The organism is Pseudomonas sp. SJZ074, from assembly GCF_007828215.1.
GTDB lineage: Bacteria > Pseudomonadota > Gammaproteobacteria > Pseudomonadales > Pseudomonadaceae > Aquipseudomonas.
Genome location: NZ_VIUE01000006.1, coordinates 177,913 through 192,033 on the forward strand (window position 1 = coordinate 177,913; position 14,121 = coordinate 192,033).

The window sequence follows — 14,121 nt, forward strand, 5'->3', positions numbered from 1 at the left end:
TCGCCTGGGCATGCATCGTCAGGGGGGGAAACCAATTCTTTGATAGAGTGGTCTGTTTTGTTAAGCGGATCAATTATCTATATAGCGACCAAGGGTTGCTTTGAATGGATGGCCTCCTGCCGATAGGTCTTGAATGAACAGACTCTTTCTTGTGTTGTTGGTAGTCATGCTGGCTGGGTGCTCCACAAGCGCGAAAACCCACGCAGTGCGCGGTGTCAGCGGAATCGAGATCGATTGCTCGGGGTTGGGGTCCAGCTGGGAGAAGTGCCATAAGCGGGCTGCCAGGGAGTGCAAGGGGGCGGGTTATAAAGTGATTACCCGATCCGACGATGCGAAGGATGAAGATTCGTATCCCTTCGGTTTCAATCCGGCGGGTTATCTGACGCGGACAATGTTGGTCATGTGTCGATAACCCGAGTAAGGTCCCGCCATCTGTGCGGAAGACCAACAGGGGAATGAGGAAGAATGTCAATACTTGGGCTGTTCAAATCCCTTCGACCATGCTAAAACCTTTTTAAGCGATTTTCCTAGCTGCTTGAAAAAGAAGGGAAAAATATGACGAAGTCGGAGTTGATCGAACGTATTGTCACCCATCAAGGGCTACTCTCATCCAAGGATGTGGAACTGGCTATCAAGACCATGCTTGAGCAAATGTCCCAATGCCTGGCTACGGGAGATCGTATCGAGATCCGTGGCTTCGGCAGCTTCTCCCTGCATTACCGCGCTCCGCGGGTAGGGCGTAACCCTAAAACCGGGCAATCCGTGAGTCTTGATGGCAAATTCGTGCCTCATTTCAAGCCGGGCAAAGAACTCAGGGATCGGGTGAATGAGGAGGAGGGGGACGAGTTTTAACAGCGCATCAAAAATAAAGAGGTGTTCATGGGGAACTTTAAGCGTCTGGCGGTTGTCGTACTAGCGCTGCTCGTGGCTGTAGCCATCGTCCTGTTCGTGCTCGAAAACAATCAGCCTGTTGCCCTGCTGTTCCTCGGCTGGTCGGCTCCGCAGCTTCCGGTTTCGGTTTTCGTGCTGTTGGCGCTACTGCTGGGTATGGTATTCGGTCCCTTGCTGACGTGGTTCGTTGGGGGGCGGCGACGGCTGAAATGATGGAGTGTGGGAGCCTGGTAGTCTTGGAGTAGGGATCGCTGCCAATAATTTTTATGACTACGGGTTTTTTTATTTGTGCTTAACTTAATCCAGTTTGTTTCGGTTTTTATCGGGGCTTTGCCTGTTGTCCTGCCTCTTCATGCGTTGAGTTTTGCAAGCGTGATTTCAGACAATGAAGGCGAGGTCCTACATGCAAAATGACCGTGTTGAAGTGCGTGGCTCTGATGAGATTGATCTGATAGAGCTCGTGCGTGGGCTTTGGGCTCAGAAGTGGTTGATCATAGGTGTGACGCTGTTGGTCACTATTGGTGCGGCCGCCTACGCATTTCTTAGTAAGCCAGTTTACGAAGCCAAGCTTTTCATCATGCCGCCTACTCAGAATGGGATTGCTGAGTTGAATTATGGGCGGGGGAAAAGTACTGAGCTGGATACTTATTCAATTGGGTATGTTTATGGTGTATTTATCCGAAATCTGCAGGCGGAGTCGCTTCGTCAGAAATTTTTCAATGATATTTACCTCCCTTCTCTTCCTGAGCAAGCGCGTCAGGGGGCGATGGATCAATTGTATGAAGGTTTTTCTAGGCGGTTGGTAGTAAAGGGGGGGAAAGACACTCCAGATCGCTATTCTGTGACGATTCAAGGGGGGAACCCCGTGCAGGCGACCGAATGGATCAAGGCTTATGTAGCTCGCGCCAGTGAAGCTGCGGAGTTAGAGCTAGTCAGGAACGTCACGACCGAAGCGGCGGTGAAGGCTCGCAATATCGAGCAGAGAATTATCAGTTTGCGCGAAAATGCACAGCGCGTACGCGAGGATCGTATTCAACAGTTGCGAGAGGCGCTAAAAATCGCGGAAGCTATTGGTTTGACTGGTCCGGTGATAAAGTCAACAGCCGCAGTTGATATAACTGTCGAGACGGGCAGTAAACTGGATTATCAGCGAGGAAGCAAAGCGTTGGCTGCAGAGATCAAGGCTCTGGAGTCACGGGCCTCCGACGATGCTTTTATATCAGATTTACGTTCTTTGCAAATGCGTTACAATTTCTACCGGAAATTAAATGTGGACCCTGACAGCATATCGGTTTATCGCTTGGATGGGAATGTTGAAGTGCCTGAAAGTCCAATAAAGCCCAGGAAATTTTATATACTCGCGATCGGGGTTATTTTAGGTTTTATTCTTGCGGGGTTTATTGCATTAATTCGTTTTTTTGTAAGCAAGAGCGTAATGCAGGATAGGCGCAGCATAAGTTAAGTGAATGGCGAGTAGGTATTGTACGTCGGAGTTTTGAATGGTACTCCTACTATGAGCTCGTGTTGGAAAGTGCTTTAATTTTAATGATGCTTCTAATATAGAATGTTTATCATTTTCCCGTTGATGGTTATTTGAGTCTACCTGTGGGTGCAAATCTCTGAATTGACCCTTGTCACCCTAGATGCTCACCTTAAAGAGGTGATTTAAACTCCGGTTAAGCCGGCTCTTCATCGTGAGCTACGGCTAGTGTCCTGTATCACAAATACGCTCTTTTTTGACGGTGTCTGTTGCCGTCATGTTGCGTTGCCGTCTCTCGCCATAGTGGGTTACGACTTGTCAGGATGCCTTGTCTGACGACAACGGCCCCTCGTCAAAAAAGGAACGTATTGGCGAAATAGGTGCTAGCGTAGCTTTCACCGCCCCATACCTCCCCAAAATGAACCTCTATGATGCAGATGTGCCATCACTGCAGGGAGTAGTAGGCATCCCTCCTGGCTGCGAATCTGATCGCCATGAGCAACCCTCGAAGTTGAAAGTATCTGATACTCCAGAGTCGAACGCGGATCTGGTACGATGCGAAGCACAAGATGATGCGTCCCTACTGAGCATCGCGAAGTAGGAAATATTTCCGCGTGGTGCCAGATTTCCACCATCGGTCATACGTCTGCAGAGTTAGTGGTATAGAGAGTGGCTTAACAATAGGACGGTAGTATCGATGAGTTTTGTTGTCTGAAGTGGATTTTCGAGATTGTTAAGGAGGGCACGAGGAAAGTCTGTTTCAGTAAGTGTTTGGTAATACAAAAAATTTGGGAGTTATATTAATGTTGGGCTTGAAGCAGGCGAGTGTCGCAAAGTTTAAGAGTAAAGAGGCGGTTATTGGCATAGTGGGGCTCGGCTACGTAGGTTTGCCTTTGATGCTTCGGTATAATGCTATCGGTTTCAAGGTGCTGGGTGTTGATATTGATGAGGCCAAAGTTAAATCGTTAAATGCAGGGAATAGTTATATTGAGCATATCCAAAGTGAGAAAATTGCGCTTGCCCGTCTGACCGGTTTCGAAGCAACAGACAACTTCGAGCGAGTGGCGGAGTGCGACGCCTTGATTTTATGTGTTCCTACTCCTCTAAATAAGTATCGCGAGCCTGATATGAGCTTCGTGATTAATACTACGAATGCTCTCAAGCCCTTCCTTCGTCCTGGACAAATTATTTCTCTTGAAAGTACGACTTATCCGGGCACAACTGAGGAAGAATTGCTTCCGCGCGTGGAAGAAGGTGGTCTACGTGTCGGTGAGGATATTTTCCTCGTTTACTCCCCTGAGAGGGAAGACCCAGGCAATCCAGGTTTCGAAACTCGCACGATACCTAAGGTGATTGGTGGGCACACGCCCTCTTGCCTTGAGGTGGGGGTGGCACTCTACGAGCATGCCATTGATAAGATAATTACTGTTAGTTCAACAAAAACGGCTGAAATGACAAAGCTGCTTGAGAATATCCATAGAGCAGTAAATATCGGCTTGGTTAATGAAATGAAAGTCGTTGCTGACCGCATGGGGATAGATATCTTTGAAGTTGTTGATGCGGCAGCTACGAAACCTTTTGGGTTTACCGCCTATTATCCAGGCCCTGGTTTAGGTGGTCATTGTATCCCTATTGATCCATTCTATCTAACTTGGAAGGCTCGAGAGTATGGATTACATACTCGATTCATCGAGTTGTCCGGCGAAGTCAATAAGGCCATGCCGGAATACGTTGTAGGTAAGCTGATGGACGGGCTTAACGAACGAGGAAAGGCGCTTAAAGATAGTAAAATATTGGTTTTGGGAATCGCTTACAAGAAAAATGTCGACGATATGCGCGAGTCGCCCTCAGTTGAAATCATGGAATTGATTGCGGCTAAGGGCGGTTTGGTCTCTTACAGTGATCCACACGTCCCCGTTTTTCCAAGAATGCGAGAGCATAATTTCGATCTCGCAAGTGAAGAGTTATCGGTCGAAAAGTTAACCATTTTTGATGCGGTGGTACTTGCCACTGATCACGATAAATTTGATTATGATCTGATACGTCGGCATTCGAAATTATTAATTGATACCCGTGGAAAGTATCGTATTCCAGAAAAACATATAATTAAAGCCTGACTCTGTGGAGGGTGTCAAAGTGAAACGTTTTGCTTTAATCGGTGCGGCGGGTTATATAGCCCCACGGCATATGCGTGCGATCAAGGATACAGGTCACGAGTTAGTAATTGCATATGACATAAATGATTCTGTAGGCATAGTAGATAGTATTTCACCTCAAAGTGAATTTTTTACCGAATTCGAGCGTTTTTATGAGTATGCCTGGCGTCTTAAAAGAGATCCTGTCCTGGCTTTGGATTATGTTGCAGTATGCTCGCCTAATTATCTGCATCAATCTCATATTGCCGCTGGGCTGCGTCTGGGATGTGATGTGATTTGTGAAAAGCCATTGGTGCCAACCGTGGCCGCTCTTGATGAGCTCGCAGCCATCGAGCGAGAAACAGGACGTAAAGTATATAATATCTTACAGCTTCGTCATCATCAGGCAATTATAGAGCTTAGAAATGAAATTTTCCGTGGTTCTCCTCAGCATAAATATGATGTAGAACTTACCTATATCACTTCCCGTGGTAAATGGTATATGGAAAGTTGGAAAGGTGATCCGCGGAAGTCCTACGGTGTAGCGACGAATATCGGTGTACATTTCTATGACATGCTCCATTTCATTTTCGGAAAGCTTCAGCGAAACGTTGTTCATTTTAGTAGCGAATACAAGGCTGCCGGGTACCTGGAGTACGAGAAGGCGCGTGTACGTTGGTTTCTTTCCATCGACAGTAATGACCTGCCTGAGGCAGTAGAAGAGAAAAAACCTACCTATCGCTCGATTACCGTCGACGGGAAAGAGCTGGAGTTTTCTGAGGGCTTTACGGATCTTCATACCGCTAGCTACAACGAGATCCTGGCGGGGCGAGGTTATGGACTTGAAGATGCCCGGCATTGTATCGAAACAGTAGAAAATATTCGCTCTTTGAAAATCAGTGATGCCCAGGATGATGAAGGCCACCCTTTTCTTAAAACCTTGAACAGATGAGGGAAACTATGAACTATCAGCTACATCCTTCCGCTATCGTTGATCAAGGCGCCGTGATAGGCAGCGGTTCGCGTGTATGGCATTTTGTACATGTTTGTTCAGGTGCGCGTATTGGCGAAGGTTGCTCCCTAGGGCAAAACGTATTTATTAGTAACTGTGCTGTTATTGGTAACAACGTCAAGATTCAAAATAATGTATCCGTGTATGACAATGTCACCTTGGAAAATGACGTTTTCTGTGGTCCAAGCATGGTATTCACTAATGTATATAATCCCCGTAGCGCGGTATCTCGGAAAGATGAGTATCGAGATACCTTGGTCAAGCGAGGTGCAACGTTAGGCGCGAATTGTACTATCGTTTGTGGTGTTACTATTGGTGAGTATGCGTTCGTTGCGGCAGGTGCGGTTATTAATCGAGACGTCAAACCCTATGCGCTAATGGCAGGCGTGCCGGCGAAACAAATTGGCTGGATGAGTCAGCAGGGAGAAAGGGTACCGCTTGGCCTTACTGGTGATGGAACCTATACGTGCCCGCACACGGCGCAACATTATAAATTAGTTGCTGGAAATCTGGAGTGTTCGGGCTCATGAGTATTCCTTTCGTTGATTTAAGAACTCAATATGAGGCGTTGAAGGAGGAGATACAGGGGCGAATCAACAGCGTACTTGAACATGGGCAATACATTATGGGGCCCGAAGTCGCTGAGCTTGAGGCGCGGCTATCTGCTTTCACGGGTGCCAAACACTGTATAACGGTCTCCAGTGGTACGGACGCATTACTTATTAGCCTAATGGCCTTGGGTGTAGCGCCCGGTGATGAGGTGGTAACTACTCCGTTCACCTTTGCCGCGACAGCAGAAGTTATTGTTTTATTGGGAGCAAGGCCAGTTTTCGTTGATATCGATCCGCTGACCTGCAACATCGACGTTAATCAGCTAGAAGCTGCAATTGGCCGCAAGACAAAAGCGATTATACCCGTCAGCCTTTATGGGCAGCCGTCGGATATGGATGAGATTAACGCGATCGCCGCCCGATATGGCGATATACCGGTGATTGAGGACGCTGCTCAAAGTTTTGGTGCGGAATACAAGGGGCGTAAGAGCTGTAATTTGTCGACTGTTGGATGTACCAGTTTTTTTCCAAGTAAGCCTCTCGGATGCTATGGTGATGGCGGAGCAATATTTACTTCTGACGATGCCTTTGCTCAAGCTTGTAGAGAGATTCGCGTTCATGGACAAAGTAGGCGATATTGGCATACCCGCGTCGGATTGGGTGGCCGGATGGATACGCTTCAATGCGCGATAGTTTTGGCCAAGCTAAAACGATTTGATTGGGAGGTTGCTCAGCGAATCGAGGTGGGGGGGCGCTATAATCGAATAATGGATGAGTTAGGGGTCAGGCGTATTCATCAAAAAAGCGATCGTACGAGCATGTTTGCCCAATATACTGTAATGGTAGATAATCGCGAGCAAGTACAAGAAGTTCTCAGGCAGGAGGGTGTTCCTACTGCTGTTCATTATCCCGTTCCTCTAAATGAGCAACCCGCCTATTGTAGTTATGGTTCGCCATTGGTGACTCCTATATCTAATTCTGTTGCCAGGCTGGTTATGAGTCTACCTATGAGTGCAGATGTCACTCCAGTGTTCGAGAGTGTAATATCTGGGTTGCGTAGTGCATTGAATATTAGTTTGAATCACTTTTCTTCGTGAGTGCTAATGAATATACGACTCCTCGGTAATGCTGGGATTTTCTTAGGCGCGAATATCATTAGTGCCGGTATTCCCTTTTTGCTATTGCCGTTTTTGACACGTGCATTGTCTCCTGCTGATTATGGAGTTGTGGCCATGTTCGGTATTATGGTCAATCTGTTTGGGGCGGTGACAGGACTCAGCGTGCACGGTGCAATCGGAGTTCGTTTTTTTGAACTTGAAAAACCCGCTCTGGCACGACTTGTGGGAGCTTGTATTGGTATTTTATTTGTCAGTACAATAGTGATATTTTTTTTGGTTGCGGTGTTTGGGGATTTGCTCGTTGAATCCACGAGTCTACCATATAGATGGCTGTTAATTGCTGTTTCTATTTCTGGAATGCAGTTTCTTGTAAATATAAAACTTACGCTATGGCAGATGAGTAGAACGGCCAAGCGATATGGTATTTTTCAAGTGTCTCAGGGCTTAATAAATGCCATGGTTTCGTTGGTGTTCGTATTTGGCTTTCTAATGGGGTGGGAGGGGCGGGCCCTGGGGCAGGTCATTGCAACTAGTGTTTTCGGACTTTTAGCTTTGTTATTGCTATTGTTGAACAAGGAATTGAGTTACCCCAAAATTGGGGAAGGGCAAGTCGTAGGCGCGTTGAAATTTGGTGTTCCCTTAGTTCCACATGTAATCGGCGGGCTCGTAATGGTTGTCGCTGATCGATTCATTATTGCCAATATGCTTGATATTCAATCGGTGGGTATCTATACCCTAGCACTTCAGATTGGCATGATCATGGGATTGATTGCGGATGCTTTCATTAAGGTTTACGGTCCTTGGTTGTATACAAGGCTTAAAGAAAATTCTGACGCTGCACGTCTAGAGGTGGTCGGAATAACATACTTGATTTGGCTCGCATTTGCTGCTTTGGCAGTTTTAGCAATCGGATTTTGCGAGTTGTTTTTCTCTGCTGTAGTGGGCAAGAATTTCATTGCAGCAAAAGAAATCGTTATCTGGTTTTTCTTGGGGCAAAGTTTTAAAGGAATGTACCTTTCAATTGCAGGGCTTTTCTTTTTTTCGTCTAGAACAAGCAGTGTTTCTATCGTTACAGTTTGTACAGGGGTGTTTTCAGTTGTAGTTACTGTTTTTTTTGTAAAGCTATATGGTTTGCAGGGCGCCGCTATTGCGTACGCGCTTTCTGAGGGTGTGCTTTTCCTGTTAGCCTGGATGCTCTCCAGGCGCATTTATTCCATGCCGTGGTCTGAGGTGGTTCGGTCTTTATCGATCATATTGAATCGAGGTTTGTCGAAATGAAGTTATATATACTGAATTTATTATCTAGCTTTCTTCTTTTGTTTCGTCGTGTTGGGTGGGGTATAACATACGCTGTATATCGAAATAAATACGCGATAGATAGGCGTTTTCGATTCAATGGTGCTTTCATTCAATTTTATGGAAATGGCCGTATTGAAGCCGGTGATAGCTACATTGGGGAACTATCGACTATTCAGGCGGTTGCTGGTGCCGTGGTAAAAATAGGCGATGGCTGTAGAATTTCTCATAATGTTAGAATTTATACGCAGTCTGCAGATGCCGATGCAGATTTTTCCCAAGGGAATCCACCCGAGAGGCGCGGTAATGTTGTCATATGTAATTATTGCTGGATAGGTGCAAACGTTTTTATTAATCCTGGTGTAACTATTGGAGCTAACTCGGTTGTTGGAGCGAACTCGGTTGTCACAAAGGATGTTCCAGCCGGTGAGATTTGGGGTGGGGTACCTGCAAAACTGATCAGGAAGAAGACAATGGCGAGTGCCTCAGTGGCATAACTATGCTTTATGAAAATAATATAGAATCCTTGTAAGCTTTTGATTAGGTACGAAAGTCATTACGGTTACCTAGGTGGTCTGATAGGAGGGAATGTTAAGTGAAAGCATTAATTACGGGGGCTGATGGTTTTATCGGCTCTCATCTGACAGAACTGCTTGTGCGTGAAGGGTACGAGGTTAAAGCGCTATCTCAATATAATTCCTTCAATTATTGGGGGTGGTTGGAGGGTATTGGGTGCGCGTCGGATATTGAGGTTCTGAGTGGTGATGTTCGTGATCCGCACTACTGTAAGCATATCACCAAAGGCGTTGATGTCATTTTTAACCTGGCAGCATTGATCGCTATTCCATACTCATATATTGCGCCGGATAGTTACGTTGATACTAACATCAAGGGCGCACTCAATATCTGTCAAGCGGCTCTTGAAAACGGTGTGCAGCGTGTTATCCATACTTCGACCAGCGAGGTGTATGGCACAGCACAATACGTGCCTATCGATGAAAAACATCCATTGCAGGCGCAGTCACCTTACAGTGCATCGAAGATTGGCGCCGATGCGATGGCGATGAGTTTTTATAATTCGTTTGATTTGCCCCTAACTATCGCGCGTCCATTTAATACTTATGGCCCTCGCCAATCTGCAAGAGCAGTGATTCCTACTATTATTACCCAGATTGCCAGCGGGAAAAAACAAATTCAATTGGGTGACACAACTCCCACTCGCGATTTCAATTATGTTGATGATACCTGTCGTGGTTTCTTGGCGTTGGCTCGATGCAGCGAGGCAGTGGGAGAGACTGTGAATATCGGATCTAACTTCGAGATATCTGTTGCGGATACTCTGAATCTGATCCGTGAGTTGATGGGAAGTGATGTGGAATTTCTTACGGATCAGCAAAGAATTCGCCCTGAAAAATCAGAAGTATTTCGTTTGTGGTGCGATAATACTAAAATTCGCGCGCTAACCGGGTTTGAACCGAAATATGACATTCGCCAAGGGCTGCAGAAGACAATCGACTGGTTATTGCTTCCAGAGAACTTGGCCAAGTACAAAGCCGATATTTATAACGTTTGAGGCGCTCTTATGTTCGACTCTCTGATCCAATTCGTGCGTGCACAATACCGCACGAATGATTTCATTCCTCTGCACGCTCCTGTCTTTCTAGGGCACGAGCGTGATTATGTGGTGGAGACCATCGAGTCGACGTTTGTTTCGAGCGTAGGCGCATTTGTGGACCGGTTTGAACGGGATATCGCCTCTTACACAGGTAGTCCTCGAGCGGTCGCAACGGTAAACGGCACGGCGGCGCTGCATGTTGCGTTGCTCTTGGCCGGAGTTAAACCAGGTGATTTGGTAGTAACCCAGTCATTGACGTTCGTTGCTACGTGCAACGCAATTGCATATTGCAACGCGGAGCCAGTGTTTGTTGACGTGGACCGTCAGACGTTGGGGATGTCCCCAAAGGCTCTTGAGGTTTGGCTCGAGAATAACGCGCACTTGGACTCTGAGGGATTTTGTCGTTATAAGGTGACCGGGCAGGCTGTAAGAGCCTGTCTACCAATGCATACCTTTGGCCATCCGGTTGAATTGGATGAATTGATGGAGGTTTGTGCTCGTTGGGGTCTTGTCCTGGTCGAAGACGCAGCAGAATCTTTGGGTAGCCTGTATAAAGGGCGTCACACGGGGTGCTTCGGTCGCTTGGGTACCCTGAGCTTCAACGGAAACAAGATAATCACGACGGGGGGGGGCGGAATGATATTATCTAATGAGGAGTTGGGTGCTCGGGCGAAATACCTGACAACCACCGCCAAACAACCCCACCCCTTCGAATATGTGCACGATGAGCTTGGTTATAATTATCGTTTGCCTAACATCAACGCGGCCTTGGGTTGTGCGCAGTTAGAGCAGTTGGAACATTTTATCTGCTCTAAGCGTGAATTGGCCTCGAGTTATGCGCAAGCGTTGAAAGGGAGTGATTTGCAATTCGTTACGGAGCCTGAAGGTTGTCGCTCAAACTACTGGTTAAATGCTGTAATTTGCGATAATAAAACTCAGAGAGACGAACTGCTCAAAGCGACTAATGACAGTGGAGTTATGACTCGACCTATTTGGAGATTAATGAATCATCTCCCTCTCTACGCTAATTGTCTTCGTGGTGATCTGAGTAACTCTGAGTGGCTGTCCGCGCGGATCGTGAACTTGCCTAGCAGCGTTGTGCCGGAGATTCGAGGGTGAAGCGCAAGATAGCCATTTTTACCGGTTCGCGGGCCGAATACGGCCTGCTCTATTGGTTGATGAAGAGTGTTCAGTCGAGTGACGAAGTTCAGCTGCAAGTCATTGTGAGCGGCATGCATCTCTCGCCTCAATTTGGGGATACATGGCGTCAGCTTATAGAGGACGGCTTTGACATTGATGCCAAGGTAGAAATGCTACTTTCATCGGATTCCGCCGTTGGCGTCGTGAAGTCGATGGGCGTTGGAGCAATGGGTTTTGCCGACGCATTAGATAGGTTGCAGCCGGACATATTAGTAATCCTGGGAGACCGTTTCGAAGCACTGGCGATCGCGCAGGCTGCTTTGATCATGCGCATTCCCATTGCACATCTTCATGGGGGGGAGATTACAGAGGGGGCTTATGATGATGCTATTCGGCACGCCATCAGCAAGATGGCATATCTGCACTTTGTAGCGGCTGAGCCCTACCGTCATCGCGTGATACAGATGGGCGAGTCGCCGGAGCGTGTCTTCAATGTCGGGGCCGTAGGAATTGATCATTTGCTACGAACTCCTAAGATGAATATTGAGGAGCTTCGCAGCAGTCTCGGTTTTGACTTGCGGCCTCCCTATTTGCTGGTGACCTACCATCCAGTCACTGCGATGGATGAACATCCTCAAGCGAGCTTCACAGCACTCACAGAGGCGTTGGATAAGTTCCCTCAGTATCAGGTCATTTTCACCTACCCGAACGCTGATAATGGTGGTCGAACGATCATCCTGCTGCTCGAGGCGTATGCTCAGGCCCGGCCTGGTCGGGTTCTGGCGATACAGTCGTTGGGCTTCAGACGTTATCTGTCTGCGATATCAATGGCCTCCGTTGTAGTGGGTAATTCTTCGAGCGGAATTATCGAGGTTCCGGCTTTTGGTGTTCCGACAGTAAATATTGGCGTTCGGCAGAAAGGAAGGTTAGCTGCCGACTCTGTATTACACTGTAACCCAACTGGCGATTCGATCGAGCAGGCGCTTTGCAAGGCGCTGACACCTGAGTTTGCTGCGGCGTGTAAGAACACTGTCAATCCTTATGGTAAGGGCGGCGCCTCAGAAGCAATTTTTAAGGTCCTGAAGAGTTATGACGGGACTGCCCATAAAACATTTTATGATCTGAGCTGACTTATGAAGCACTCCGACACAGATAGCGTGTACATCATTGCTGAAGCCGGCGTGAACCATAATGGTGACCGGACATTAGCGTTCGCATTGATAGATGCGGCAGCTGAGGCCGGCGCAAACGCAGTGAAGTTTCAGACGTTCGATGCTTCTAGACTGGCCTCGAAGCATTTGGCAAAAGCGGCCTATCAGAAGAAAAGTCAGGATGAGACCGAAAGTCAGTTATCGATGTTGAAGAAGCTCGAATTGCCAAAAGAGTGGCATGCAAGCTTGCAAAGTTACGCCCATCAAAAGGGAGTAGATTTTCTTTCGACAGCATTTGATTTTGACAGCTTGGTATTTCTCAAGAGTTTGGACATGCCATTATTCAAAGTACCCTCGGGAGAGCTGACCAATGGTCCTCTGTTGTGGCAGTTCGCCCGTACGGGGAAGAGACTGGTTCTCTCCACCGGGATGGCTACGCTTGCAGAAGTGGAGCAGGGCTTGGCCATTGTTGCTCATGCCCTGACATCCTCCAGAGAACCTGCAGATATGGAGGATGTATGGCGTTGCTGGGGTAGCCAAGAGGCGCGAAATAGGTTGTCTGGACATGTTACGCTACTTCATTGCACGTCCCAGTATCCGACGCCTTGGTCTGAGGTCAATCTCCGAGCTATGGATACGCTGGCTTCTGCTTTCGGTCTTCAGGTTGGGTACTCGGATCATACTGAAGGAGCCTTGGTTTCCATTGCTGCCGTGGCTCGTGGTGCGCGAATTATTGAAAAGCATTTCACTCTCGATAGGTCCATGCCCGGACCGGACCACATGGCCTCACTTGAGCCACATGAACTTAAGGCAATGATTTCCGATATCCGCGCATTGGAACAGGCTCTTGGCAATGGAATTAAGGCTCCCCAAGCAAGTGAGTGGGACACTCGCAAAGCCGCTCGCCAGCAGGTAGTAGCAGCTTGTTCAATAGCTGAAGGACAAATATTGTCTCGCGAGCATTTGACGACAGCGAGAACCGGCCAAGGTATGGCACCAACCGCGTTATGGGGGCTCGTAGGTTCCCGCGCCGCGAGAGCTTATACCGCCGGCGAGAACCTCGAGCCTTGAACGACCGGAAACCGCTGGTCATTTTGGGGGCCGGTGGACATGCCAAGGTCCTATTGTCTCTTGTCATGTCGGCGGGATTTGATGTGCTGGGAGTTTGTGATCCTGTTTTAGCCGATCAGATTGGCGGGCGGTGGCGCGGGGTGCCGATCCTTGGCGGTGACGCGGCGCTCGACGCTTTGGACCCGGAGGCCATTGAGCTGGTCAACGGTATCGGCCAACTCGTCGGAGGAGTCGGAAGAGTAAAGATTTTTCAACGTCTGAAGGCACAGGGATATCGATTTCCAGTACTTGTGCACCCAACAGCCTGGGTGGATGCCAGTGCGGATTTGCATGAAGGCGTTCAGGTCCTGGCGGGCGCAATCATCCAGGCAGATGTGGTGGTGGGGGCCAATTCAATTATTAACACCAGGGCTGGAGTCGATCATGATTGCTGCTTGGGTGAGGATGTTCATGTCGCTCCAGGGGCTACACTCTGTGGCGATGTTCGGGTCCACAATCGTGCTTTTATTGCTAGTGGTGCTACCGTGATCCAAGGCATGACGATTGGGGAAGGCGCCGTTGTAGGGGCGGGGGCTGTGGTTGTTAGAAACCTTGAGGCCCGTCAGATTTTATTGGGGCTTGCTGGGCGTAAGAAAGCCGTTCTGCGTGATGACTAGGATAT

The 14,121-nt window shown here is 48.0% G+C and carries 15 protein-coding genes; all 15 read left to right on the forward strand.

Translation table 11 applies throughout. From position 1 onward, the window contains the following. Window positions 1–133 precede the first annotated feature (133 nt). A complete protein-coding gene (locus FBX99_RS10280) occupies window positions 134–412 on the forward strand; it encodes a hypothetical protein (RefSeq protein ID WP_144927096.1) in 279 nt (92 codons plus the stop codon). Between the two features lie 143 nt (window positions 413–555). After that, a complete protein-coding gene (gene ihfB / locus FBX99_RS10285; protein ID WP_003183877.1) occupies window positions 556–852 on the forward strand; it encodes an integration host factor subunit beta in 297 nt (98 codons plus the stop codon). 27 nt (window positions 853–879) lie between these two features. Further along, entirely contained in the window at window positions 880–1,104 is a 225-nt protein-coding gene (locus FBX99_RS10290; RefSeq protein ID WP_144927099.1) for a LapA family protein, read from the forward strand. 190 nt (window positions 1,105–1,294) lie between these two features. After that, on the forward strand, window positions 1,295–2,353 hold the full coding sequence (locus FBX99_RS10295) for an LPS O-antigen chain length determinant protein WzzB (protein ID WP_145131408.1): 1,059 nt from the start codon (window positions 1,295–1,297) through the stop codon (window positions 2,351–2,353). Between the two features lie 821 nt (window positions 2,354–3,174). Beyond that, window positions 3,175–4,488 carry a UDP-N-acetyl-D-glucosamine 6-dehydrogenase gene (gene wbpA / locus FBX99_RS10300; protein WP_145131411.1) on the forward strand — a complete coding sequence of 438 codons (1,314 nt, stop codon included), beginning with the start codon at window positions 3,175–3,177 and terminating at the stop codon, window positions 4,486–4,488. A gap of 19 nt (window positions 4,489–4,507) precedes the next feature. Beyond that, entirely contained in the window at window positions 4,508–5,458 is a 951-nt protein-coding gene (locus FBX99_RS10305; protein WP_145131415.1) for a Gfo/Idh/MocA family protein, read from the forward strand. Between the two features lie 8 nt (window positions 5,459–5,466). After that, window positions 5,467–6,048, forward strand: a complete 582-nt coding sequence (locus tag FBX99_RS10310; RefSeq protein ID WP_145131417.1) for an acyltransferase — start codon at window positions 5,467–5,469, stop codon at window positions 6,046–6,048. Continuing rightward, window positions 6,045–7,166, forward strand: a complete 1,122-nt coding sequence (locus FBX99_RS10315) for a DegT/DnrJ/EryC1/StrS aminotransferase family protein (protein ID WP_145131420.1) — start codon at window positions 6,045–6,047, stop codon at window positions 7,164–7,166. Before FBX99_RS10310 ends, FBX99_RS10315 begins: the two co-directional genes overlap by 4 nt. 6 nt (window positions 7,167–7,172) lie before the next feature. Next, a complete protein-coding gene (locus FBX99_RS10320; protein ID WP_145131424.1) occupies window positions 7,173–8,465 on the forward strand; it encodes a lipopolysaccharide biosynthesis protein in 1,293 nt (430 codons plus the stop codon). Beyond that, window positions 8,462–8,980, forward strand: coding sequence for a DapH/DapD/GlmU-related protein (locus FBX99_RS10325; RefSeq protein ID WP_145131427.1), 519 nt, complete (start codon window positions 8,462–8,464; stop codon window positions 8,978–8,980). The genes FBX99_RS10320 and FBX99_RS10325 overlap by 4 nt, the downstream gene beginning before the upstream one ends. A gap of 98 nt (window positions 8,981–9,078) precedes the next feature. Next, window positions 9,079–10,056, forward strand: coding sequence for an NAD-dependent 4,6-dehydratase LegB (locus FBX99_RS10330; RefSeq protein ID WP_145131430.1), 978 nt, complete (start codon window positions 9,079–9,081; stop codon window positions 10,054–10,056). 9 nt (window positions 10,057–10,065) lie between these two features. Continuing rightward, entirely contained in the window at window positions 10,066–11,217 is a 1,152-nt protein-coding gene (locus FBX99_RS10335; RefSeq protein ID WP_145131433.1) for a LegC family aminotransferase, read from the forward strand. Beyond that, complete coding sequence (gene neuC, locus FBX99_RS10340; RefSeq protein ID WP_145131436.1) at window positions 11,214–12,368, forward strand: UDP-N-acetylglucosamine 2-epimerase; 1,155 nt, start codon at window positions 11,214–11,216, stop codon at window positions 12,366–12,368. Before FBX99_RS10335 ends, neuC begins: the two co-directional genes overlap by 4 nt. 3 nt (window positions 12,369–12,371) lie before the next feature. After that, window positions 12,372–13,460, forward strand: coding sequence for an N-acetylneuraminate synthase (gene neuB / locus FBX99_RS10345; protein ID WP_145131439.1), 1,089 nt, complete (start codon window positions 12,372–12,374; stop codon window positions 13,458–13,460). Beyond that, window positions 13,457–14,116 (forward strand): acetyltransferase, encoded by a 660-nt coding sequence (locus tag FBX99_RS10350; protein WP_256664037.1) that lies wholly within the window; start codon window positions 13,457–13,459, stop codon window positions 14,114–14,116. Before neuB ends, FBX99_RS10350 begins: the two co-directional genes overlap by 4 nt. Window positions 14,117–14,121: the final 5 nt, after the last annotated feature.

Bases quoted from the DNA above. Each gene is read 5' to 3' on its own strand.
- FBX99_RS10280 (WP_144927096.1), top strand. From the start codon at position 134: ATGAACAGACTCTTTCTTGTGTTGTTGGTAGTCATGCTGGCTGGGTGC.
- ihfB (WP_003183877.1), top strand. From the start codon at position 556: ATGACGAAGTCGGAGTTGATCGAACGTATTGTCACCCATCAAGGGCTA.
- FBX99_RS10290 (WP_144927099.1), top strand. From the start codon at position 880: ATGGGGAACTTTAAGCGTCTGGCGGTTGTCGTACTAGCGCTGCTCGTG.
- FBX99_RS10295 (WP_145131408.1), top strand. From the start codon at position 1,295: ATGCAAAATGACCGTGTTGAAGTGCGTGGCTCTGATGAGATTGATCTG.
- wbpA (WP_145131411.1), top strand. From the start codon at position 3,175: ATGTTGGGCTTGAAGCAGGCGAGTGTCGCAAAGTTTAAGAGTAAAGAG.
- FBX99_RS10310 (WP_145131417.1), top strand. From the start codon at position 5,467: ATGAACTATCAGCTACATCCTTCCGCTATCGTTGATCAAGGCGCCGTG.
- FBX99_RS10315 (WP_145131420.1), top strand. From the start codon at position 6,045: ATGAGTATTCCTTTCGTTGATTTAAGAACTCAATATGAGGCGTTGAAG.
- FBX99_RS10320 (WP_145131424.1), top strand. From the start codon at position 7,173: ATGAATATACGACTCCTCGGTAATGCTGGGATTTTCTTAGGCGCGAAT.
- FBX99_RS10325 (WP_145131427.1), top strand. From the start codon at position 8,462: ATGAAGTTATATATACTGAATTTATTATCTAGCTTTCTTCTTTTGTTT.
- FBX99_RS10335 (WP_145131433.1), top strand. From the start codon at position 10,066: ATGTTCGACTCTCTGATCCAATTCGTGCGTGCACAATACCGCACGAAT.
- neuB (WP_145131439.1), top strand. From the start codon at position 12,372: ATGAAGCACTCCGACACAGATAGCGTGTACATCATTGCTGAAGCCGGC.